Raw genomic sequence first — 23,548 nt, forward strand, 5'->3', positions numbered from 1 at the left:
CCTCACGGACACGCACTACCTGTCAGCTATACACTTCCGCCACAAACGGTGTGTTCGGGACTTTCACCCGTTAGTCCGATACGCTGCCAAGCGCACAAAGGTGCAAATCGATAACGATTTGCACCCTTTTTATTTGGAGAAGCCTATGAGTATCATTTAGTTTAGGCTACATTTTGTGACTTATTTTTAACACCAAGGGATGATGCATTTACTATGCGTACAATTACACCTGAAACAACAATTGCGACAATCGCCGGAATTAGCCAGCCCAAACCTTGACTGTAGAACGGCAATGCCTTTTCATAGAATGACACAACAGGAACCATCCAACCGAAATAGTCCATTCCGAATAAAGCACAAAACGTTTTAAAGCCATCGATAATACTGATTAAGAAGGTTACACCAATTGCTGCCACATAAACAACTTGTGAATGATTAAAAAACTTAGATACAAAGGTTAATAACATAAGTGCAACTGCTAATGGATATAAGAACATTAAAACAGGGATTGAATAATTAATGATATTCGCTAATCCAAAATTGGCAATGATGAATGATAGAGTCGAGAAGAAATATACCCAAGTTTTATAGCTAACTTTCGGGAACAAAGTGTTAAAGTATTCACCACATGCCGTGATTAATCCAATACTAGTTGTTAAACAAGCAAGGATAATGATGATCGACAACATTAATGTACCAGCAGTTCCAAAGTAATAAGACGCTGTTTCTCCTAATACCTGACCTCCAGTTTCCAAAATCCCAAACGTTTCGGTACTAGTTGCTCCTAAATAAGCGACTCCTACATAAATTAAGCCAAGGAAACCAGTTGCCACAATTCCGGATTTCGCAGACGCCATTAATACTCCACGTGTTGATGACACACCCATACCACGGATTGCGTTAATTACGATAATTCCAAAAACTAATGATGCTAGTGCGTCCATTGTATTGTAGCCTTCCATGAAGCCCTTAACAAATGCACCGCTTGTATACGTTTCCTGAGGTGCTTCGATAGAACCCATTGGTTTTACAACAACCATAACCAATAAAACAGCAAGAAGAATTAAAATACCTGGTGAAAGGATTTTTCCAACATTATCAACAATTTTTGCTGGATTTAATGAGAACCAAAGTGTAACACCGAAAAATAGAACCGTAAAAACAATTAAACCTATCTGTCCAGAGCCATCTCCAACAAATGGTGCAATCCCAATATCATAAGCAACCGCCCCTGTTCTAGGTGCTGCGAAGAATGGTCCAATCGTTAAATATAGCAATGCTGTAAAGCCAATACCATAAATTGGATGAACACGACTTGCAAGCTCTTGCAGATTTTTACTTCCTGATACTCCCATTGCAAGAATGCCTAAGAATGGTAAGCCAATTCCGGTAATTAAGAATCCTAACACTGCCATCCAGACATTCGATCCAGCATTCTGGCCGAGTGAAGCAGGAAATATTAAGTTTCCTGCACCAAAGAATAAAGCAAATAACATAACGCCAACAACAAAATACTTTGAAAATGGTAATCTATTATCCATAGATGTAATCTCCTTCACGATGTCCAAAAATGTTTTTCGACAAGATTTGATATATTACGATAATATTACTATGGTTATGAACGAATGGCAACCCTCTTTTTAAAGATTTTTTTGACTATTTTAAAAAGACAAAAAGTAAAATAAGCAAGCAAAACACTTGAAAAATAATATAAAACGTTCTATATCACATTTAATAACACGGTTCAAATAATTGAACCGCGTTACACATTTTATTATATTAACATAATCATCAAAAAATTGTGAAGCATAAATTCAGTGAAATATTGTATGACCCGATCGTTGATACGTAATGTTTATTCGTCAGTTCTTAATGTTTAATGTCTTTTAAATCTGTGATGCAATCTTGGACTAGCGTGACAGCTTGACTCATACTAGCACCACCACCAAACGCAGCTGAGACACCGACTACCTCCAAAATCTCATCTTCACTTGCTCCCTGATCTAAACACCCCTTTGTATGATAGATAATGCAATACTCGTCCTGAGAGAAAATACTAATTCCTAAGGCAATCAGTTGTTTTACCTTTTGCGTCAGCCTCCCCTCTTTAAAACATGCTTCAGTAAAGGCATTGTAGCTTTCTGCCAATTGTGGCATTTTTTGCGTGAATACACCTAAGCCATGCTTATATTCATGAAGAGCTGCTTCGGTTTCATTATGCGGGATGAAATCATCCATGTTTATCACCACTCCAATCGCAAATTTACATCTTTAGTATCATTAATGTATCCGTTTTTATTCTAAATTCCATTATCTAAAGACAACTTGAGATAAAAAGTGGGGAATACTTATCATTTCCTGGGTAAGCGCAGGAAATGACAACGCCTTGCAAAAATGATTCCGATTGAATCATTTGCTGTCGAAAGAAATATGATCAAGTAATAAAACAAAAAAAACGTCATTAAATTGTCCGTTTAACATTTCAACGATCTGCAACCATATCTTTGTAGGAAATATAAAAGGTGCGATTTCAAGAATCGCACCTTTTACCTCTTTGCTACCTTCCTCTTTCATAAGCAATAACTACTACTTCTTTGTCGGATTGCCTGCTTAACTTTTCTTCAATTGATTTGATTTCACTAACCAAATTAGGCGACAGGTCAGCTGCGACAAATTGTTGGTTCTTTTCCATCGTAATCACTCCCTTCAATACTAACTTAGCCTTTCCTAGACAAACCGATTATAATCAGGTCAAAAAAGCAAATGAAAGGATGGACTAAAAAACCCCTGCCAGTCAGGTCAGGGATTTTCAAAAATTGTTATTTAGTTTTCTTGAGCACTTCCATATTTTTATATAAACGGTCTGCGATTAATTCATAGCCAATTGAATTTAAATGAATTGAATCGCTATAGTTCCTAGATTTTGGTTTGTATAAAAATAAATCCATCGTAGGTATGAACTTGTATGGTTGGTAAGTTTGTGCCACCTGGCTAATTTCTTCATTCCAATCTGTTATCAATGCCTGAATCTGATCACTATTTTTATATTGGGTATAAGGATGATAAAGCCCGAAAATAATTAGTGTGGCTTGTTCATTTTCTTTCCTTACTTCAGTCAGAATGCGCTTGAAATTATTAACAAAATGTCGTTTACCTATGTTCATTCTGCTCACAGAAAGCTGATCAAATTTAAAATTAGCACTTTTTCGAAAATCATTTGTTCCAATAAAAACAATCACATAGTCTGCCGAGCGGAGAGCCGACCTAATTTTTTTATCGTGGAGCTGCCTTAACGTGTCGTCTGTTGTATATTTGGGTATACCGAAGTTCGTGATTCGAATCACTGAAGTATGTTCATCATCATATTTCTGTTTGAAACGCCCGAGGTAACCTATTTTCATAGGATCTCCCGTTCCATGAGTGATAGAATCACCTAGAGCAACAAGATGAATTTGATGATGGTATGCTGATGAGCTGTATAAAATTAACGCAAATAACGCGAAAATCAAGTATATGATAATAAAAAACTTTTTCATTCACAAACCCCGGGTTTCATCTTTTTTATTAAAGTCAAAATCATTCAAACGTTCCATGATCTTCTACTTGTTGCGGGAGAAATTTCTGCGTTTTCATTTTCAAGTAGAATTGAAGCCAATAATTTTTTAAGGTTGAAATTTTTAGTTCGATTAACGGTTGTGCAATCGCATTAATCAGATTGCTCGACAATACCACAATAATCAAAAAGGCGATTAACATCATCGTAATAACCTGCCATGACTCTGGTAGCATTGCATCTAATTGACTATTTCGAAAGTATTTAATAAAAAAGCCGTGTAAAAGGTACACATAAAGAGAACGTGTGCCCCATTTCGTAAAAAAGTAATGTTGCTTTGGTACAAACGCAAAGAAGCTAAGTGTGCTCAATAATGTAAAAATATATACTCCTAAACGGACAAGTCCACCGTAAGCCTCATTAACATGGAAATCTTCATAGGGCTTAGATCCGAATAACCATTTATGGTTAAAATCCGGCATGAAATAATACACAACAATAATCGATAAGAACACTACAACTGAACTATATTTCATCTTCCTTGTTAGTAATTTTTCAAAATGTCCCTTTTTAAAATAAAAACCTAATAAGAATAATGGAAAAAACACAAATGTCCTAGACATGCTTAGGAAATCATCGATTCCACTTACATAGCCGACAATAATACCGATAATTACAGCAATGGTGAGTGCAATTGACGGCTTCCATTTTGTAAATAGAAATAACAGGACATTCCAACAAAATAAGCTAATTAAAAACCACAATGACCATTCGGGAATGAGCGGGTCGAACTCGAACACTTTTTTATTTTGCAAATAGAAATAATATAATGAATAAATTCCTTGAAAAATAACATATGGAATAATTAATTTTTTAGCTATTTTCAACAAATAACCTTGCTTCCTATAGCCTTTAGCAAAATATCCGGAGATTAGTATAAACGCCGGCATATGGAACGAATAAATCGTCGTATATACAGTGAAAATAATCTTGTTATCCTGGATGTACGATTGAATTAAATGTCCAAAAACCATTAAAAAAACTAGAATTGACTTGGCATTGTCATAATAGGCTTCCCTTGTATTCATGGTAACCCTTTAAAACCTCCGAATTTCATAATTTAAAACTCTACTATTATTAACCATAAAAAAATTTTTTTCAAGAGGGCTTTTTCTAGTGATTTTCCGGAAACCCCTGACAACAAAGGTTTATGGCAACGCCAAAAAAAAGAGACCTTTTTTGGTCTCTTTTATTCTTCATCTTCGGTGACATGATTTACCATATCATATAAAAGCTGCTGACTATTAATTTGCGGCTCATTTGCTCTTTGATAACGATAATGATATGTGCCCAAATTACTTTGGATTCTTGATTTAACATTGTCGGTTAGCATTAAGGCTAACATTTCTTTAATTCTTTTCTTTAAGCGTCCTTCAAAAATAGGAAACAAAATTTCTACTCGCTTTTCCATATTCCTCGTCATCAAGTCCGCAGAAGATAAAAATATTTTCTCTTCGCGATTTTGATGGAAATAATATATGCGACTGTGCTCTAAAAACCGACCAACAATACTGCGGACGCTAATATTTTCACTGACGCCCTCTATTCCAGGACGAAGGCAACAGGTACCTCTGACAATGAGATCGATTTTTACTCCAGCGTTTGATGCTTCATAAAACTTCATGATAATTTGCTTATCTGTTAACGAATTCATTTTGGCGATAATCCGTCCGTTATTAAATCGTTTATGATACTCAATCTCCGTGTCGATTAACTGAATAAAATCTTTGCGAATATCAAAAGGAGCAACGGAAAGGTGATGGAATTTCGGTTTCTCGGTGTACCCGCTTAGATAGTTAAAGAAATTCGTCGCATCGGTTCCAAATTTTCGTTTCGAGGTAATTAACCCGATATCTGTATAAACTTTAGCAGTTGCATCATTATAATTGCCCGTCCCCAAATGAACAAAGCGTTGAATATTATGATGTTTCCGTCTTACAACAAGCGTTATTTTACTATGAGTTTTTAATGATGATATACCATAAATGACATGGCAGCCTGCTTTTTCCAATTCCTTAGCCCACTGAACATTATTTTCTTCATCAAAACGCGCTTTCAATTCAACTAATACAGTTACCTGTTTGCCATTTTCAGCAGCCTTTTCGAGCGCTTTGATAATTGGAGATTCGCCACTAACTCGATAAAGCGTTTGTTTGATTGCTAATACATCGGGATCAACCGCTGCTTGAGACACAAAATCAATCACTGTTTCGAATGATTCATACGGATGATGGAGAAGAATGTCTCGTTTCGTCACTGCATCAAAAATATTTTGCCTTGGATTAATGTCCTGTGTCAGTTTCGGAATCATTGCGTCATATACTAAATGATCTTTATCATTTGAAAATGCTTTATAAAATTCAAATAAGAAGGTTAAATCAAGTAAACCCTTAATCATATATGTATCTTTTTCATGAACTTCCAATTGCTCTAAGAGATACTTTAAAATCTCACTATTGCACGTACTTTCCTTTATCTCTAACCTTACGGCAGCTCCCCACTTTCGTTTCTTTAACTCCTCTTCAATTTCCTTTAAAAGGTCTCGGGCACCTTCTTCATCAATCGTCATATCAGCATTGCGAGTGATTCGAAATTGGGTAACGGCAATGATATTATAGCCTTTAAATAATTTGCCAATATGGTAGCTAATGATATCCTCAAGCATGACAATTCTGTTGATATTCTTATCAGAGCTCATGCGAATAAATCGAGGCAATACGGCAGGAACTTGAACGATTGCTAACTTTGTACCTTCGCCATCAATTGCCGCTTGATCCTCCAACAGTATGGCCAAATTGAGACTCTTATTTAAGAGTACGGGAAATGGTCGGTAGGCATCGATTGCCATGGGGGTTAACACAGGAAAAATATGGATATCGAAATAATTCTCTATTTCTATCCTGACCTGTTCGGGCAGTTGGTCAATCTCTTGAACGAATTCAATTTGCTCGTTTGCTAACTCTGGAAGAATTCCGCTAAAGGTCTCATACTGCAATTGAACTAATTGATGATTCTTCTTAGAAATAGCACAAAGCTGTTCTTTCGGGGTTAATCCCGCTTTATTTTCTGGTTTATTAAAGCCAGCCTTTACTTGGTCTTTTAATCCAGCTACACGTACCATGAAAAACTCATCCAAATTCGAGCTAAAAATAGCCAAAAATTTGATTTGTTCCAACAATGGATTTTCCGTATCCATTGCTTCTTCCAATACTCTTTCATTAAAAGCCAGCCAGCTTAATTCTCGATTATTGTAATATAATGGACAATCTAATTGAGGCTTTAGTTTTGTTTCCGTTGCAATCACCAGAATACACTTCCTTATTACTATGAAAATTTACACTATTTAAAATAATCATTCATGATAATGTTATCATAATAATATTTGAGTAAATGAATATCGTGTAAAAAAATTGTTAAATTTTTGTAAAAACGTGGTAATCATTATAACCACTTCATTCTTAGGAAAAAATGATTTGGATATTTTGCTTTAATACTTTTTCCAAATGTTTCTTCTGCTTATTTGCTTGATACTCTTCCGGTTTACTATCCTTCTTACATTTTACCTTTATTAAAAGTGTATCTGCCTCTTTTCGAAGCTTTACACTTTCGACAATATTTCGTTTTGTGCTATTTAAACTATAAGAAAATTTTAATATTGCTCCAAGCATCCGCATTTTTTTAAACTCAGCTTTACTAAACCAAGCTTGGTAAGGTTTTGCAAATTGAAGAAACGAGTCCTTTTTTTTATATGAGGCGATTAAAGCGAGTGTTATCCTGTCCCGATGATTCATTCCATCAATCATTCGGTTAGACAATAGGTAAAAAGTATGCTCACTGCTAGCTTCATGTGATACATATTCGCCAAAATTAAATATGGACGCAGCCTTTTTTAAAAAATTAAAATCCTTTTCTGTAAACTCTACTTGTTGTGATTCTTTTAATTGCTTAAATATGGAGGTAGCAATTTTTGTTAATTGATCTGCTTGTTTTTGATTTATTTGATAATCCTTAGCAATGTGATATAAACTTTGATCAATTACATCCTTAAAGTTCTTTGAGCCATTGGGCATTGCTAATTCCTTGTAGAAAATGCCATCTCGAAGTCCTTTCCTGCTCAAGATAAAACGAGGTGAGCTAGTCACTTCGACTAGTTTCTCGAATACTTCCACAGCTGGAATAATGATATCAGCCCGGTCACTCGATAAACCCTCAACTTTTAATAATTGTTGATAGGTCAACTGCCCAATCATCTCCTTGACAGTCCTAATATCAATTAAATCCATTTCATATTGATGAATATCATTTAATGGGTATTTACATAAAGATTGATGAATTTGCGCCATGTTCCGGGCACTTCCACCAATCGCAATTACTGGTACAGATTTGTTTGCTAACCATTTGAGGGTTTGAAGATTATTTTCAATAAACATCCCTATTTCAAGAATTTCTTCTGGAGTTGGCACATCTCCCCGAACAAACTGTTTTTTTAGTGATAATGCTCCAAATGGAAAGCTATGGTAATGTTTTAAATCTCGATTTTTAAAATAAGTGATTTCAGTACTCCCACCGCCAATATCAATCGTTATGGCTTCGTCAATTTGAAACGAATTCATTACAGCGTAAAAACCATAAAATGCTTCTTCGTATTCAGAAAGAATTCGGATTGTAAAATCAGTCCATTTTGCCACTTCCTTCTGGATTTGCCGTTGATTTTTCGCCTGTCGGATTGAAGCAGTAGCCACACATTTTACTTCTTTTATGCGATGATACCTCGTGACCTCCTGAAAACTAAGTAAAGTATGGATTAAATATTTGATCCCTTTTTCTGTAATGTTTCCGTCACTGTTTAAATACTCACGAAGGCGAGCAACAATTTTTACATTTTCTATTTCCATTAATCGACCAGTTGCATCACGTTTATATATCACAAGTCGCATTGTATTAGAGCCGATATCAATGATTCCATATTCATCGTACAATTCACCATCATATCCTTTACAGTGAAATTTTCTTTACACCAGCAAGGTTTATCAATTATTTTAAATTATTGTACATCCATAATCTATGTACTTTACTGATTCTTTACAATTTTTCTATTAATTTAGCTAAATAGCCCTATGCTTTCTGCAAATTCCAACATTGTTTTTAAAATGGTAGTGAAATTAACCTACATAATACTCATAAATAAAGAGACACCAAAGAATAATCCTCTCATGGTGTCTCTATTCGATTTCATGATTTAAAGTTGTTACTTACATTATCTACGAAACAACTGAAAAAATCACTCTTTAATAAAAATATGGATAGCCATAATACGGATAACCATAATATGGGTATCCATAGCCATAACCATAGCCCCAAGGACCAATTAAAGCACTTCCCAGTAATCCACCTAATACTCCACCAGCAAAAGGTCCTCCGAAGAACGGGCGACCAAAGCCAAATGGTCTTCCAAAACCAAATGGTCTACCGAATCCAAACGGTCTGCCAAATGGTCGACCAAAGTGTCCAAAACCTCCAAAGTGGCCAAAACCCCCAAAAGGTCTAATTCTAGTTTCATTTGGATCAATTCCTAATAAATCAACTTGTTCAACAGAATGTGGTAAAGCATGTATTTCTGTCATGTTTATATCCCTCCTCATATTTTCCCCAACAGTATATTCGAGAAGGGGTAAATGTAATGGGCAAATATCATACAAAAGCATTACTTTTTTGGGTTAATATGGAAATGGTTTTTTTAAAATCCTGGCACGTTCAAACCTAAAATGAATAAGATGGGCATGAGGGCGGGTGTGATATCATGCATTTTAACTCTGATACAAAGGAAAAGCTTGATGTTATTGCAGCACTTCAAAGAGATCTGAACATTGCAACCGCATTTTTGTTATTATCTGGGCAAATTACGATTATTGGTGTGTTTATGACACCTGGTGAATTTAGTCTTTCTCTAAGTGGCCCCTTATTTGGAAGATCACGACTTCAAGGAAAATTTGGTGATCATCAACTAACTGCACTAGTTGATACACTCGATATTGTGATTGCAGTCTTATTAATCACGGATGCCATTAGAGTCGTAAGTGCTGTTGTTGGGCCAGGTCGATTTTCGATTGATGTAAGTGGACCCATTTTTGGTGCATCTCTTTATCAACCCACATTACCATTATTAAAAGAACAACATCAATTTTTCAAAAAAATCGTTTCGGAGCAGTTTGATATTGATCCAAGATTGTTCAAAAACATGGAAAGGAGTATCAACAATGTTCTTAACTGATTTACCCACATTTAATCCGTCCGAAAATCAAATTTTTTTAATGGCACTTGCTATTATCATTTTCATTTTCTTTTTTACAGAAAGTAAAGAAAGCGACGTAAAACAAATATCACCTTAAGAAAAAGCAAACTAACTTCTTGAATTAATAACATACATTACTGCTTCTTCAATTTCTTGATAGCTAGTACATCTACAAATGTTTGATGAAAGCCATTCTTTAATCACTTCAAAAGAGGGATTGGGATTGTTTTGAAGTAATGTATGACAATTAATAATAAAACCAGGTGTACAATAACCGCATTGGAATGCATTATACTTGACGAACGCTTCCTGTATCGGAGTACTTTTTAGCCCCTCAATCGTCGTAATTTTTTTCCCTATTGCTTCAACAACAAGGAAAATACAGGATTTATAAACCTTATTGTTTATATTTACAGAGCAAGCGCCACAATCACCATTCAGACAACCTGGTTTGGCACCAGTTAATGAAAGCTGTTTACGAAGAACGTATAGAAGAGTATCAATTGGTCGCACTTCAACCTTTCGTGTTTCGCCGTTTATATCCAGTGTAACCATCATTTTTTTTTGTGGAGCTTTCAACTATTTTTCCTCCAATTCCATCATGATTTCTTTTAAGGTATTGGAAAGCACAAAAAGTCGAAATTCTTTTGAACCCTCTAAATCATTTAATATCTGTTTTGGTAAAAACAATAACGATTGAGCAATTCTCTCATTTACAGTTAAACTCGAGTTATTTAGAACCTTTTCCATTTGTTTTGAACGAAATGGAAAGTTACATAGTCCACTGAAAGCAAATCGAAGCTCTCGTCGGCTTTTAATTGCCGCGATTGTTAATAATGGATACCCCGTATACCATTGCTGACGCTTTTTTATACTGACATAAGGCAGACTTAAGTATTCTGTGTCAGTTAGAATTTGCAGTAGAAACTGACCATCTTCGAGACGAAGTGTTTTCTTAAATAGCTGATTAATTCCGATAGTTTTGATTCCATTTAATCCGGCAATAACTACTTCGCTATCACATAGTAAAAAAGGCAATACAGCTTCCCGATAAAATATTTGACCACAAATATTTCCACCAATAGTAATTTTGTTCCTGGCGGTATGATCTGCGATTTCTTTCGAGGTTTCAGTTAATAAAGGAAACACATTCTTTTCTTCTATTTCTGTTAAAGACAATCCTGCTCCGATAATTAATTGTTCCTGTTTCATCGTACACATAAGTGTTTCATTTATCCCTTTTATATCAATGACCGCATGACTATTTAGCGGCATGATTCTTCCTAGTGTTAATATTTCAGTCCCACCACCATAATAAATCGGGTGTTTCTTCTCTTTAGATAATTTTTGATATTGATTTACAGCTTCCATAACAGTAGTCGGTTTAAAGTACTCGATATTTCCTGATAACATGCTAATGCCAACCTTTTTTTAATTTCCACAAAAGTTCAGGAATAATCGGCAAGCTATTCACTTTTACTGACAATGCAGCAGAAAGGCTATTCCCTAGAGCGGCAGGCATTCCTAATAACCCTTGCTCGCCTAATCCCCTTGCCCCATATGGAGCATCAATTGCGGGTGTTTCAAGAAATTCTACTTCATATTTGGGATGCTCTCCAAACCGGATGGGTCGGTAGGTTCTTAGCTGAGGATTCAATACAATACCATTCTCGTTAAAATAAAAAGTTTCTCTTCCGGCAAAAGATAGCCCCATGCTCATCGCTCCCATTACCTGGCCTAGAGCAGTTTGTTCATTTAATACCTTGCCAATATCTATAACAGAGATGGCCCTAATGATTTTAAACGAAAAATCTCTAGTATTTAGTTCAACTTCAACGCCTTGTGCGCCTACCGCCCATTCAGGACCTGGGTTACCTGCTCCCGTTTCTTTATCCATATAAGTAATTCCGTTAAACATGTAATGCCCTCTTCCGATTATCTGACCACCTATTGATTCTCCGCTCGGAAATGTGTACCCGTATGCAATATCCTTAATTTGTATACATATTTTTGGGTCGTTAATGAGATATACCTTTCCAAATCCTACCTCGAGATCTTCTGCATTGGCACGTAAAACAAAAGAGGCCATTGTTTTTAATTGCGCTATTAAATCTTCTGCTGCGCTTAATACCGCTCTCCCTGCTAAAAAAGTTCCTCTGCTAGCCACTGTTTTCCAATGTTCTGGCGTCGTTTGCGTGTCAACATTCATTCTTACATGAATATCAGAAATATCCATTTTTAATCTTTCCGCTAGGATTTGGGCTAGAACTGTTTTGGTTGCAGTCCCAATCTCAATTACACCTGATACGAGATTGATACTTCCATCAGTATTGTAGGATAACACAACGCCTGAACTTGCATTCGGATCTATCGTTGAGTTTTTCCAAACACAGCTAATTCCTTTTGCTCTTACTTTATGATGACCTATGTCAATAACTTGCCCTTTCTCCCAATCAAACATTGTCTTTAACTTTTCAATACATTTAGGGACATTACCAATTTTACTTGAATTGAGAAGCACCTGTGTGGGGGTTGTATGACCTGGTAAAATGGCATTTTTAGAGCGTAATTCCAATGGGTCGGTGTCGAGCTTATTGGCTAAGACGTCCATTGTTCTTTCAAATGCAAAATGAACTTCCGAATGACTAAATCCCCGAAACGGCGCAGGATAAGGATGATTTGTATACATACAATATGAATTACACCAAATATTTTCGATATGATATGGTCCAGTACAGTCAACAGCACCGGCCCGACTTAAATCTATGGCTTTGTCCGAATAGGCACCACCATCCCATAGATATAAAAGCTCCGCAACCTTTAACAAACCATCTTTCGTACTCCCTAGCTTTACCTGTGCTTCAAATCCAATATGTCCAGGTGAAGTGAGGATATCATGTTCGCGCGTATTGGTGATCTTTACTGGCCTTCCATTTACAGCTCTTGTAGCGATGTATGCTAATATCTCAAGTTGGATGGCTGCCTTTCCCCCAAATGCCCCACCAACGAGCGGGGTATTCACGATTATTTGACCCGGAGGAATATTAAAATACTCACCTATTAATCTCTTAATCAGAAATGGAGCTTGTGAAGATGAAGTTATTTCGATTGTTCCATCCGGGTGAATTTGTGCATACGAACACCTTGTTTCCATTGCTACATGGTCAGAAGGTCTGAACGCAAACTTTTCTTCTACGATTATGTCACTTTCATCCCAGCCTTTTTTACGACTCCCCTTTCTTATTTTTGTCAATGATGCAACATTAGTACCCGGCATAGGGTAGACACCTCGGATTTTCTTATACTCACCTAAATTTGGATGGAGGATTGGGGCGCCTTTCCTTAAAGCATCTGAAGGGGAATTGATTACTGGGAGTGGCTCAAATTGGATTTTGATCGCTTCTGCTCCCTTTTCTGCATTATATGGTGTATCCGCAACAACCATTGCAATAACTTCACCATGATAAAGGACACGGTCAAAAGCGATAGGTGGCCGGTCTTGTAACTCCTCCCCTGTTAATGGGAGGTCTTTTCCATCTAATATTTTTTTTACTCCTGGAATTTTTGCAGCTGCAGATATATCTAAATTCTTAATGAGGGCATGGGCATATGGACTTGTTACCAATTGGGCATAGAGCATACCATTTGTTTCGAAATCCGCCGTGTATTTTGCATGGCCGGTAACTTTTTCAAGGGCATCCTTTCGAGTGATTCCTTTTCCGAGGATAAACATTCTACCAGCCCCTTATATACATTTCTAAACTTGTTACTCTCGATTTAGAATTTATGTAACAAGTTCCAGAAAAATACCCAAAATAGCATCTTACCAACTCTTTTCTATTAACTAAATTGAATAAAATAGATCTTGAACAAATGCAAAACAAAAACGTCCTCATATTAATGAGGACGCTAATCAGCTACATATCCAATCAGAAAAACCAGTTATTTCAACTTATAGCATAACCTTACACATATCATTAGTAAATTCAACTGGGTCGGCAATTGGCAGACCTTCAATTAATAATGCCTGGTTGTAAAGAAGCTTCGTATAAAGATCTAATTTTTGCTTATCGTTTTTGAAGGCATCCTTTAGTGCCGTAAATACTTCATGATTTTTGTTGATTTCAAGGATTTTATCAGCTTTCACATGCTGATTGCTATCCGGCATCGCCGCAAGGATTTTTTCCATTTCTATCGAAATATCGCCTTCTGTGGCCAAGCAAACAGGGTGGGATTTAAGTCGTTTAGATGCACGAACGTCTTTTATCATATCAACTAGGACTGATTTCATATAATCAAATAGCTCTTTATTGTCCTTTTCTTCCCCTTCTGATTCAGCCTTATTTTCCTCACCATTAATTCCAAGGTTTTCACTAGAAATTGACTTAAATTCTTTCTCTTTGTAGTTCATGAGCATTTTGATCGCAAATTCATCAATATCCTCAGTAAAGAACAATACTTCAAAGCCCTTCTCAGTAACAAACTCAGTTTGTGGCAGCTTTTCAATTCTTTCTACTGATTCTCCAGCAGCATAATAGATGTATTTTTGATCTTCAGGCATTCTAGAAACATATTCATCTAAAGTAACGAACTTCTTCTCTTTGGACGAATAGAACATGATTAAGTCCTGAAGTGCTTCTTTATTGGCTCCAAAATCGCTATATACACCATATTTTAGCTGACGACCGAATGACTGATAGAATTTCTCGTATTGATCGCGATCATTTTTTAGTAAGTTTTGTAGCTCACTTTTAATTTTTTTACTAATGTTTTTCGCTATCAGTTTTAATTGACGATCATGCTGCAACATTTCACGGGAGATGTTCAATGATAAATCCTCTGAATCGACCATCCCCTTTACGAAACTAAAGTGGTCAGGCAAGAGATCAGCACATTTATCCATAATTAACACACCGTTTGAATAAAGCTCCAAGCCTTTTTCAAATTCTCTCGAATAGTAATCAAATGGAATGTTTTCCGGAATGTAAAGAATGGCATTATAACGGATGGTGCCATCTACCGTAATATGGATTGATTTTAACGGTTTATCATAACCATAACGCTTCTCTGCATAGAAATTTTGATAATCCTCGTCAGTCAACTCCGATTTGTTCTTCCGCCAAATGGGTACCATACTGTTAACGATTTGTTCTTCGGTATATTGCTCATATTCGTTTTCGCTACCCTCTTTTAACTTACTATTGGTCACATCCATTTTAATTGGATACCGTATAAAATCAGAATATTTTTTGATAATCGATTTTAAGCGATATTCATCTAGATAATCATCATAATTTTCATCTTCGGTATTTTCTTTAATTTTTAAGTAAATTTCTGTTCCAACTTCTGCTTTTTCGACCTGCTCGATTGTGTAACCATCTGCACCGGTTGATTCCCATCTATAGGCCACATCGCTGCCGAGCGCTTTACTTTCAACCGTTACGACATCAGCAACCATGAATGCAGCATAGAAACCAACACCAAATTGGCCGATAATATCAAACCCATCCTTAAGCTCTGTATCTTTTTTGAATGCTAAAGAGCCACTTTTTGCAATCGTACCAAGGTTTGTTTCCAACTCTTCCTTCGTCATTCCAATGCCTGTATCAATAATTTTAAGGGTGCGGTCATCTTTATTTTGTTCCACTTTGATAAAATAGTTATCTTTATCAAAGCTTAAATTCTCGTCCGTTAAGGCTTTGTAATAAATTTTATCAATGGCATCACTGGCATTTGAAATTAACTCTCTTAAAAAGACTTCCTTATGTGTGTAGATGGAGTTAATCATCATTTCTAAAAGGCGTTTTGACTCTGCTTTAAATTGCATTTTTTCCATGCTTATTCCCCTTTCAATTTATGTATTCTTGATCCTTGTTGTGTTTTAGCATATATAGGATGGTCAAAAAACCAGGTTGACAAACAAATTAGCACTCAAGCCAATCGAGTGCTAATCCATACTTTTTTATTATCATATTTTTTGACTTTATGTCAAGCGGTATATCTAAAGTTTCCTTTTATTTCAAAAACTTTGTTGATTAAAGCCTTATTTTAAGGAAAGTGTTCCTACTTCTGCATGGGAAGATAGGTCATGGGCACTGATTTTTTCGGGTGACAAGGCATAGAGGGTATTGTCAATTGTTACGAGCCTTTGGATTGCATTATTCCCGTTTTCATATTGACTTTTTCCGATCTCATGACTTAGTTTTAATAGAAGGGTAAAGCCTGTTTCTGGGTTAACTTGATAAAGGAATGCACCCTGAAATTCATAGATTTGTTCATATTCATTTTTCGTGCTGTTTTGATAAACAGATATAGGGAAACCAAACAAGTTTTTATTTTTATTAAATAAAAGAGCTTTGTGATCGTAATTTAATGGTGAATATGTACCCCGACCACCAATAATTTCTGTGAACTTTTCCTTTGGATTACTCATATCACTAACGTCGAACAAGGAGATTTTCACACCATCAGTTATCACTCGAGGTGGACCGTTCGTCCCCTTGTCCTCAACTAGCTTCGTTTCCTGTCCAAAACCGATAAGAGAATTTTCATCATAAGGATGTAGGTAATTGCTAAAACCTGGGATTTTCAATTCACCGAGTACTTTAGGCTGGTTTGGTTCACTAGCATCGATGACAAACAATGGATCGGTTTCCTTAAAAGTTACCATATAGATTTTATCTCCCATAAATCGTGCCGAATAGATACGTTCACCACGTGCAAGCTCGTTTACCACTCCAACTTGTTTCAAGCTCTCATCTAAAATCAATAATTGATTGGTAGATGGCTGACGTTCATCCCATGCATAACCCTTAGTTGTAACAAGCCGAAAATAGCCATTGTGCTCATCCATAGAAAACTGATTTAACAATGTTCCAGGAATATCAGCAGTACTATGAAATTTTACGTCAATATCCTTAACTGAAAACTTATATATGGAAGTATCAGGTGTGACAGCTGAATTTGCCTGATTCACTTCTTTTTCATCATAACGTGGTACAGCTAAATAAAGATTGTCTTTTGACATATAAAGCTGACTACCGCTACCAAGGTAAGTTGTAATATTAGCCTCTTGTTTCGGTTCAGTCAGGTTAAAAGCAGCAATGATTGTATAATTCGCTGCTTTAGAATTAGGGAAATACTGAATTTTATCATAATCAATTGGTTTATATGATGTACTCACCGCAGAATCATAAACAGACGGACGTAAATCTACAGCTTTATTGTCCTCAAGAATCCAATATTGTGGGAATTGATTGGTAACAAGATACACATACCCGTCAATTCTCCGCGCTGACACATAAGCACCATCCAACTTTATCTCTCGGATTTGTTCTGGGTTTTCTAGATTTTCCACATTATAAACGATTGCTTTAGTTGCTTGTGATGCAGGAGCAATCATGATATCATCCGCAGATCGCTTTGGTTGACTTGAACCTGTTCCATAATCAGTGCTATTCCCAATTACAACAAGTTGGTTTTGAAACAGAAATAGTTCTGTTGGTGAAAATGACGGATCATAGCTAATAGTAGCTAGTAACTTCATTTCTCCGGCTGGAAACGCTTTGATGATATTCACCTTATTTTGACTCACTTGAAAAATGTGCTCCCCATCAGTCTTAACAAGATCCCCTTCATCGACGCCTGCAACTTGAATATTAGTTTCGGAAGCCGCCTGTTGTCCACTACTATCAGCACTTGTTGTGTCACTTGCCTTTGATTCAATCGCATTTTCTTGAATCCCAAACATCGTTCTTGTGTTTTTCTGTTCCTTGATGATTTTGTTAAAATAATTGTTTAAATTCTTCTTTGAACCGATGACTGGCAGACTACCATCCACAAGCTCATTTCGATCAGGTTCAATTTCTGGTTGGGTATTGAAATATAAAATGAAAGCAGCCAATAACCCCACAATTATGACCATTGCACCCCACAACATCTTCATCTGAACCCCTCCTATACACTTAGACGTAAGGGGATGTCCAAGGCTACAACTTATTTTAAAATATGGGTAAATTCCATATTTAATTGTAAAAAATTCATGTTTTTTTCAAAGTTTATTTATAAAGGTTTGTCCAGCACACATGAAAACTTATCCCATAAAATATGAATAAGATAATAAAACTCTCCAGCGGGAAAAGGAAGATGTGGTGTGAGCTTATGAATAATGGCTATATAGCTGAACATTCCTTTCAAAATCTCCAAGAAATAAAGATGACTTTTGACCAAGTGTTTCAAAGAATCTTGAAGTTTATGAGTTTTTCTCCTTGTGGAATTTACCGATTAATGGTTGGAACTGATTCTCAGGTGCATAAAATGAAGACAGTGTTTATTACAGGGGTTGTCATCCAAAATGAAGGAAAAGGCGTGTGGGCATGTATCAACAAGGTGACAGTCCCGAGAAAAATGACCCATTTACATGAGCGTATTTCGCTTGAGTTATCATTAACCGAGGAAGTGGTTTCATTATTTACAAAGGAGAAAAAGGACCAACTGATTAATTTAGTCCTCCCCTACGTATATCAAGGCGCTACTTTTACAATGGAAGGGCATATTGACATCGGCGCAGGTAATCGTAATAAGACAAGTGAGTTTGTTAAGGAAATGGTTGCGAGAATGGAATCGATGGGTGTGGAACCAAAAATTAAACCTGATGCTTTTGTTGCCTCGAGCTATGCAAATCGATATACAAGATGATTGGATCTGGGAGTTCTCCCCAGATCACCCCAATATATCATCCTCACAATGTGCTCCCCGTTATCACTTATCGGCTTTTTTGACAAAATCCTCTTTTTTCCAACAAATTATTAAGCAACTATTAACCGTAAAATGAAAAAATATGTCATAATAGAATTACTTAGACAATTGCTCGTGATTGAGGAAGTAGGTGGAACGAATTGGCGAGTGAAATCGAAACGATCTATTATTTGGAAAATCCCGAGAGAAAAATTATTAAATTTGCAACAGGTTATCAGTTGAGATATGACGATATAATCAAAGATGTTTTTGGTGTTGCCTGCTTAAAGGATTTACCTATGATGATTAAATACAATCGAAGCTTTCAAGAAAGCTTATGTCAGAGTAAGGGAGTAAAGGAAAGCCAAATCTCGATGGAAATGGTCGTTCATGTCGCTTCAAAACATGAACTATTGCAGTTAAGAAACCAACTGCTTCTAGCACAAAATCAGAATGGAGCTTCATGCGAGGAGAGCATTACCTGTCCTTTTGATTCAATTATACGTCTTAAAGAAGGCATTTTTAAATGGGATACAAACAACTCAACTTATAATTTAATCAATGGCTAAAACAAAAAATCCAGTCCCTAAACAGGAACTGGATTTTTCCTTAATGGAAAGTTAGCTTCACAGTATAGCCTAAGTTGCCAAAAAACTCGGTAAGAACTTTATCAGCACTTTGTTCAGCACTCTGCAACAATCCAATGTCCATTGCTTCCGCTTTGATCTTTTTTTGGGCGGCGCTAGCGAGGTCAAAGCCCTCTGACCAGTCAACTTCACTTCGAAATAAACCTTCATCAGAAAACATAGTTACCTTGTCCATTTCAATTGCTGGCTCTTGCAAAAATGTTGCATGTGGCAAGGAGATTTCAAGTACTTTTTCCTTTTCATTAATATGAATTTGATTCGCATCGATGCCCTTTAAATCAACTCCCGCAACAACTGTAGCCGGGACAACCAGTAATAATTCGCGTTTTGTTCCGGGAAGATCCATTGAAATCTCTTTCCCAAAGATTTTATTATCTCTTTCCTCAATGACGACCTTTATATGAGCCTCTGCAGTTGCAAGCGTGGCCAAATCATGAACTTGTTCAACAAAAGTAGTTGTGTCTGTTGTTTTAGTACTTCCAGATAAATAATAAGCGGAAGCAGCTACCGCAATCATTACAACAAGGATAAAAAATATAATCTTTTTGCCCCATAGTTTAAAAATAAGCTTAAATAATGATGGGGAAACACTTGGTGCGTTACGATGTTGTCTTAAAAGTGCAGATGCCGCACTTTCATTTACACCCTCATTTAACTCTTTCATGATGCTAGCAATCTGGAATCTGACATCATCATCATTTTTTGCCATACTATCACTTCCCTCTATAACAAATGGGAGCTATGTTTAGTCTAGGATACTCCTATTATCTTATTCTACCATATTAAACTTTCATATTTCGACAAAATTCCACATATTCATGCTAAGCGCTTTTGTTTATCAAAGCTAGCATTTTTTCTTTGCAACACGATTAACCGAATGCTTAATACAACTCCGACGGCAAACAGACCGATTGTTAATCCTAACCAATATCCAACAGCGCCAAGCTTCATTGTGGTCGCCAAATAATATCCACTTGGCAAACAAATCAACCAGTATGAAACCAATGTCATTAAAAACGAAATGATTACATCTTGATATCCTCTTAAAGCGCCTAATGCTGCAGCTTGAAGCGCATCAGCAACCATGAAAAATAATGCCAAACTTAAGAATTGAACAATAATCTTAATAACCGCTTCGTCCGGGGAGTACAGTCCCGCAATATCATTGCGAAACAAAATGACAAATACTCCAGCGACAAAGGCAATGATAAGGGATAAATAAATTCCAAGCCATGCGTAGATTTTTGCATCCTTCAACCGCCCTGCTCCGAGCTCAAATCCAATTAATACAGTTAGCGCCATTGAAATACTAAGTGGAATCATATAAACGAATACCATGACATTAATGGCAGCTTGGTAGGCAGCAACAGTACTCGTATCAAATTTACTGATTAACACTGTTACTACTGCAAAGATGGCTGACTCAAAAAATAATGCCAATCCCATCGGCACACCCATTTTCAAGATTTCAATTACTTCAGATCCATCAAAATTTTTTACGCTTGCAAATTAGTTATATTGTTTAAATGGCTTTTGTTTGATTATCACCAATATCATGATTCCGGTTAAATACCAATACGTAATCGATGTGGCATAGCCCGCTCCAGCACCGCCTAGTTCGGGGAATCCCCAATTACCAAAAATAAGAAGATAGTTTAATAAAAAATTCAGTGGTAACGAGATTAATAAAATCACCATAACCACTCTCGTTTTCCCTAATGCATATATAAACGATCTTAAAACATTAAACATAAATAGCGGGATGATTCCATAGCTTAAACCAATTAAAAATTCCTTGGCCGTTTCCTTTACGGTGCCTTTCGTGTCCATCATTGCTAGAACCGAATCTAAGTACAGAAAACCAAGCACCAAAATGAAGAAACCGATCATGAACGAAACATAAATTCCATGTACTGTTACGGACGCAACACCTTGTTGTTTGTTTTCGCCAAACCGTTTTGCTGCAATTGGTGAAACGGCAAATAGAATCCCGCCAAGCCCAGTAAAAATTGGATTCCAAATAGAGGAACCAATCGCAACACCAGCTAACTCAGCAGAATCATATTGTCCGGTCATAATGATATTAAAAAACACCATCGCATACATCCCAAGCTGTGTGATTAAAATTGGTATGAGTAAATATGACAATTGCCTTAGTTTCTCTCGTAAAGAATAGGTCTGGTACATACGAGACCTCCTGTTAATAGATCATTATCGCAGGGATAATTATAGTCGATTATGACTAGAAAAACATCATTTCTTCTTATCATTTGCATAAACGTCAAAAAAGAGAGCTGAACATCCAAGAAATGTCCACTCTCTTCATTCGACAAAATTCGGGTGGTGCCTGGCACTTAGTTTTCTTCGGCGACTTTTGCGCGTTGAAGTACTTTACCACTTTCGCTGTCTTCTTCTGTTTGTTTAGCACGTTTGATAAAGAAGGCAAGCAATAGTGCAAGAAGTGCAATGAAGGTTGCTACTAAGAAAGAATCATTGATCCCCTCAAGCATCGCTTTCATGGCAATTTGTTCCTTAATTTTCGCCAATACCTCAGGTGCCATTTGGGCCGCTCCGGCGCCTTGTGGTGCATTTCTCATCATTTCTTGTGCGAGTTCTTTGGCGTGGGTTTCTGTACGATTTGTCATAATTGTAACTAACAGAGCCGTACCAATCGCGCCTGCAACCTGATTTAATGTATTATTCATGGCAGTACCATGCGGATAGAATTGTTTTGGCAATTGATTTAAACCATTCGTCGACACTGGCATCATAACCATTGACATTCCGAGCATCCGAACTGCATTTAGAACCATTAAATAAGTATAGGTGGTGTCAAGAGCTAATTTACTAAAGTAATAAGTAGTAATGACAGTAATAGACAATCCAATAACGGCTAAGATACGTCCGCCAATTTTATCAAATAATTTCCCTGTTAGCGGCGACATCAAAGCCATTAATATTGCCCCTGGTAGCATCATTAATCCTGCATCCATCGGTGAAATTCCACGAATCGTTTGAACATAGATTGGAATAAGTAGCATCCCAGAAAACATCGACATGTTTAATACCATGGAAATGGCAGATGATAATGCGAACATAGGATACTTAAATACTGAGAAATTGAGCATAGGATTATCCTGCTTTATCTGGCGAAGAATAAATGTTACTAAGGCAAAAACTCCGACGATAATGGCTCCGTACACAATAGGACTATCCCACCCCTTAGTGGCTGCAGAACTAAAACCGTAAAGAATTCCTCCAAATCCCAAACTAGATAAAACTAATGAAAACAAATCAAGCTTAATATTCACTTTTTCCTTTTTATCTTTTAATAGGAAAATACCCATTAAAACAACAACGATTGCAATTGGAGTCACAAAATGAAACAGCATTCTCCAATCATAATGCTCAATGATCCAACCTGACAAAGTTGGACCAATTGCAGGTGCAGCCATTAAAATCAACCCGAAAACACCCATCGCAGTTCCTCTTTTTTCAATCGGAAAGCTAACGAGCATTACATTCATTAACAACGGCATCATAATCGCTGAGCCAGACGCTTGTAGCATCCTTCCACCCAGTAGGACTGGGAATACATGAGCTATCCCAGCGACCAAGGTCCCGATTGTAAATAATCCCATCGCCGCTAAAAATAGGTGACGAACTGAATATTTTTGTATTAAAAATGCAGTGGTTGGAATTAACACTCCATTAACTAGCATAAAGCCTGTCGTAAGCCATTGGACAGTTGAAGCCTCAATTTTTAAATCTGCCATAATCGAAGGCAGCGCGATATTTAATAATGTATTATTTAAAAATGCAATAAAAGCACCTATCATTAAGATTGCAATCAAACCGTAAGGTGGACGATCCGTTTTTTTCATCTTATCAACCATTGTACCCCTCCTAATATATATGTGTTTTCTTTATACTGTCAGTTCACACAAGATTAAATATTATACTACAAGTATAATAAAAGCAATAAAAAAGAAAATATCCCTTTATATTTCAACATACGCATTTATAATTTATTTTCTTCAAAAAATGTCTAGTTAATCGTTTTTTTGAAAATGAAACAAATAAAGGAAAATACAAGGAAACGCAGTTACATTTTACAACCTTCTTGTAAATATAAAAAACGCCACTTACCTTGTTGTAAGTAGCGGAAACAAACCACAATCCCATATCAACCATACGATGAATGCTTGTTTGTAAATATGGAAATTTTCGCATAAAGCTGGCATATAAATCTAACAAAGG

Annotated in this window: 20 protein-coding genes; 3 read left to right on the plus strand and 17 right to left on the minus strand. The window is 36.4% G+C overall.

The features are described from left to right. Positions 1–161: 161 nt before the first annotated feature. The 8 genes from brnQ to HHO41_RS05980 all read right to left on the minus strand — a co-directional run bounded on the left by brnQ (position 162) and on the right by HHO41_RS05980 (position 9,162). Positions 162–1,541 carry a branched-chain amino acid transport system II carrier protein gene (gene brnQ / locus HHO41_RS05950; protein ID WP_169096484.1) on the minus strand — a complete coding sequence of 460 codons (1,380 nt, stop codon included), beginning with the start codon at positions 1,539–1,541 and terminating at the stop codon, positions 162–164. Between the two features lie 328 nt (positions 1,542–1,869). Next, complete coding sequence (locus tag HHO41_RS05955) at positions 1,870–2,238, minus strand: carboxymuconolactone decarboxylase family protein (RefSeq protein WP_169096486.1); 369 nt, start codon at positions 2,236–2,238, stop codon at positions 1,870–1,872. Positions 2,239–2,557: 319 nt separating this feature from the next. Further along, a complete protein-coding gene (locus HHO41_RS22575; RefSeq protein WP_282434267.1) occupies positions 2,558–2,692 on the minus strand; it encodes a hypothetical protein in 135 nt (44 codons plus the stop codon). 127 nt (positions 2,693–2,819) lie between these two features. Continuing rightward, positions 2,820–3,536: a GDSL-type esterase/lipase family protein gene (locus HHO41_RS05960; RefSeq protein ID WP_169096488.1), complete on the minus strand. Its 717-nt coding sequence runs from the start codon at positions 3,534–3,536 to the stop codon at positions 2,820–2,822. Between the two features lie 40 nt (positions 3,537–3,576). Continuing rightward, positions 3,577–4,641: an acyltransferase family protein gene (locus HHO41_RS05965; protein ID WP_169096490.1), complete on the minus strand. Its 1,065-nt coding sequence runs from the start codon at positions 4,639–4,641 to the stop codon at positions 3,577–3,579. A gap of 161 nt (positions 4,642–4,802) precedes the next feature. Then, positions 4,803–6,914 carry an RNA degradosome polyphosphate kinase gene (locus tag HHO41_RS05970; protein ID WP_169096823.1) on the minus strand — a complete coding sequence of 704 codons (2,112 nt, stop codon included), beginning with the start codon at positions 6,912–6,914 and terminating at the stop codon, positions 4,803–4,805. Positions 6,915–7,071: 157 nt separating this feature from the next. Next, the gene (locus HHO41_RS05975; RefSeq protein ID WP_169096825.1) at positions 7,072–8,550 is read right to left on the minus strand and encodes a Ppx/GppA family phosphatase; all 1,479 of its coding nucleotides are present in this window, start codon (positions 8,548–8,550) and stop codon (positions 7,072–7,074) included. 351 nt (positions 8,551–8,901) lie between these two features. After that, the gene (locus tag HHO41_RS05980) at positions 8,902–9,162 is read right to left on the minus strand and encodes a hypothetical protein (RefSeq protein ID WP_169096827.1); all 261 of its coding nucleotides are present in this window, start codon (positions 9,160–9,162) and stop codon (positions 8,902–8,904) included. Positions 9,163–9,413: 251 nt separating this feature from the next. On the opposite strand from HHO41_RS05980, the gene HHO41_RS05985 reads away from it, so the two are divergent. Continuing rightward, on the plus strand, positions 9,414–9,884 hold the full coding sequence (locus tag HHO41_RS05985) for a hypothetical protein (protein ID WP_169096492.1): 471 nt from the start codon (positions 9,414–9,416) through the stop codon (positions 9,882–9,884). Between the two features lie 129 nt (positions 9,885–10,013). Here HHO41_RS05985 and HHO41_RS05990 read toward each other — a convergent pair whose 3' ends face one another. The 5 genes from HHO41_RS05990 to HHO41_RS06010 form a co-directional block, all read right to left on the minus strand. Beyond that, positions 10,014–10,463, minus strand: a complete 450-nt coding sequence (locus HHO41_RS05990) for a (2Fe-2S)-binding protein (protein ID WP_169096828.1) — start codon at positions 10,461–10,463, stop codon at positions 10,014–10,016. Between the two features lie 21 nt (positions 10,464–10,484). Then, positions 10,485–11,318, minus strand: coding sequence for an FAD binding domain-containing protein (locus tag HHO41_RS05995; RefSeq protein ID WP_169096494.1), 834 nt, complete (start codon positions 11,316–11,318; stop codon positions 10,485–10,487). A gap of 1 nt (position 11,319) precedes the next feature. After that, on the minus strand, positions 11,320–13,638 hold the full coding sequence (locus tag HHO41_RS06000; RefSeq protein WP_169096496.1) for a xanthine dehydrogenase family protein molybdopterin-binding subunit: 2,319 nt from the start codon (positions 13,636–13,638) through the stop codon (positions 11,320–11,322). Between the two features lie 219 nt (positions 13,639–13,857). Further along, positions 13,858–15,741: a molecular chaperone HtpG gene (gene htpG, locus HHO41_RS06005; protein WP_169096498.1), complete on the minus strand. Its 1,884-nt coding sequence runs from the start codon at positions 15,739–15,741 to the stop codon at positions 13,858–13,860. Between the two features lie 207 nt (positions 15,742–15,948). Next, entirely contained in the window at positions 15,949–17,850 is a 1,902-nt protein-coding gene (locus tag HHO41_RS06010) for a beta-propeller domain-containing protein (RefSeq protein ID WP_169096500.1), read from the minus strand. 215 nt (positions 17,851–18,065) lie between these two features. Here HHO41_RS06010 and HHO41_RS06015 point away from each other — a divergent pair, with 215 nt between their 5' ends. Together HHO41_RS06015 and HHO41_RS06020 are read left to right on the plus strand one after the other, a co-directional pair. Continuing rightward, positions 18,066–18,602, plus strand: coding sequence for a ribonuclease H-like YkuK family protein (locus HHO41_RS06015; protein ID WP_169096502.1), 537 nt, complete (start codon positions 18,066–18,068; stop codon positions 18,600–18,602). 200 nt (positions 18,603–18,802) lie between these two features. Beyond that, entirely contained in the window at positions 18,803–19,210 is a 408-nt protein-coding gene (locus HHO41_RS06020; RefSeq protein WP_169096504.1) for a hypothetical protein, read from the plus strand. Positions 19,211–19,250: 40 nt separating this feature from the next. On the opposite strand, the gene HHO41_RS06025 is transcribed toward HHO41_RS06020, so the two are convergent. The 4 genes from HHO41_RS06025 to HHO41_RS06035 all read right to left on the minus strand — a co-directional run bounded on the left by HHO41_RS06025 (position 19,251) and on the right by HHO41_RS06035 (position 23,184). Then, positions 19,251–19,997, minus strand: coding sequence for a DUF4230 domain-containing protein (locus HHO41_RS06025; RefSeq protein ID WP_169096506.1), 747 nt, complete (start codon positions 19,995–19,997; stop codon positions 19,251–19,253). Between the two features lie 107 nt (positions 19,998–20,104). Then, complete coding sequence (locus tag HHO41_RS22705; RefSeq protein WP_348981223.1) at positions 20,105–20,734, minus strand: MATE family efflux transporter; 630 nt, start codon at positions 20,732–20,734, stop codon at positions 20,105–20,107. A 63-nt stretch (positions 20,735–20,797) separates the two neighbouring features. After that, complete coding sequence (locus tag HHO41_RS22710; protein WP_348981224.1) at positions 20,798–21,475, minus strand: MATE family efflux transporter; 678 nt, start codon at positions 21,473–21,475, stop codon at positions 20,798–20,800. A 167-nt stretch (positions 21,476–21,642) separates the two neighbouring features. Next, on the minus strand, positions 21,643–23,184 hold the full coding sequence (locus HHO41_RS06035; RefSeq protein WP_169096508.1) for a DHA2 family efflux MFS transporter permease subunit: 1,542 nt from the start codon (positions 23,182–23,184) through the stop codon (positions 21,643–21,645). Positions 23,185–23,548: the final 364 nt, after the last annotated feature.

The sequence above is a fragment of the Bacillus sp. DNRA2 genome, assembly GCF_012843265.1.
Classification (GTDB): Bacteria; Bacillota; Bacilli; order Bacillales; family Cytobacillaceae; genus Bacillus_BU.

Excerpts from the sequence above, each read along its gene's own strand:
- HHO41_RS22575 (WP_282434267.1), bottom strand. The coding sequence starts at position 2,692 with ATGGAAAAGAACCAACAATTTGTCGCAGCTGACCTGTCGCCTAATTTG.
- HHO41_RS06000 (WP_169096496.1), bottom strand. The coding sequence starts at position 13,638 with ATGTTTATCCTCGGAAAAGGAATCACTCGAAAGGATGCCCTTGAAAAA.
- HHO41_RS05990 (WP_169096828.1), bottom strand. The coding sequence starts at position 10,463 with ATGATGGTTACACTGGATATAAACGGCGAAACACGAAAGGTTGAAGTG.
- HHO41_RS05975 (WP_169096825.1), bottom strand. The coding sequence starts at position 8,550 with ATGCGACTTGTGATATATAAACGTGATGCAACTGGTCGATTAATGGAA.
- HHO41_RS22710 (WP_348981224.1), bottom strand. The coding sequence starts at position 21,475 with ATGTACCAGACCTATTCTTTACGAGAGAAACTAAGGCAATTGTCATAT.
- HHO41_RS05955 (WP_169096486.1), bottom strand. The coding sequence starts at position 2,238 with ATGGATGATTTCATCCCGCATAATGAAACCGAAGCAGCTCTTCATGAA.
- HHO41_RS22705 (WP_348981223.1), bottom strand. The coding sequence starts at position 20,734 with ATGGGATTGGCATTATTTTTTGAGTCAGCCATCTTTGCAGTAGTAACA.
- brnQ (WP_169096484.1), bottom strand. The coding sequence starts at position 1,541 with ATGGATAATAGATTACCATTTTCAAAGTATTTTGTTGTTGGCGTTATG.
- HHO41_RS05960 (WP_169096488.1), bottom strand. The coding sequence starts at position 3,536 with ATGAAAAAGTTTTTTATTATCATATACTTGATTTTCGCGTTATTTGCG.
- HHO41_RS06035 (WP_169096508.1), bottom strand. The coding sequence starts at position 23,184 with ATGGTTGATAAGATGAAAAAAACGGATCGTCCACCTTACGGTTTGATT.
- HHO41_RS05985 (WP_169096492.1), top strand. The coding sequence starts at position 9,414 with ATGCATTTTAACTCTGATACAAAGGAAAAGCTTGATGTTATTGCAGCA.
- HHO41_RS05995 (WP_169096494.1), bottom strand. The coding sequence starts at position 11,318 with ATGTTATCAGGAAATATCGAGTACTTTAAACCGACTACTGTTATGGAA.
- HHO41_RS06025 (WP_169096506.1), bottom strand. The coding sequence starts at position 19,997 with ATGGCAAAAAATGATGATGATGTCAGATTCCAGATTGCTAGCATCATG.
- HHO41_RS06010 (WP_169096500.1), bottom strand. The coding sequence starts at position 17,850 with ATGAAGATGTTGTGGGGTGCAATGGTCATAATTGTGGGGTTATTGGCT.
- HHO41_RS06015 (WP_169096502.1), top strand. The coding sequence starts at position 18,066 with ATGAATAATGGCTATATAGCTGAACATTCCTTTCAAAATCTCCAAGAA.
- htpG (WP_169096498.1), bottom strand. The coding sequence starts at position 15,741 with ATGGAAAAAATGCAATTTAAAGCAGAGTCAAAACGCCTTTTAGAAATG.
- HHO41_RS05965 (WP_169096490.1), bottom strand. The coding sequence starts at position 4,641 with ATGAATACAAGGGAAGCCTATTATGACAATGCCAAGTCAATTCTAGTT.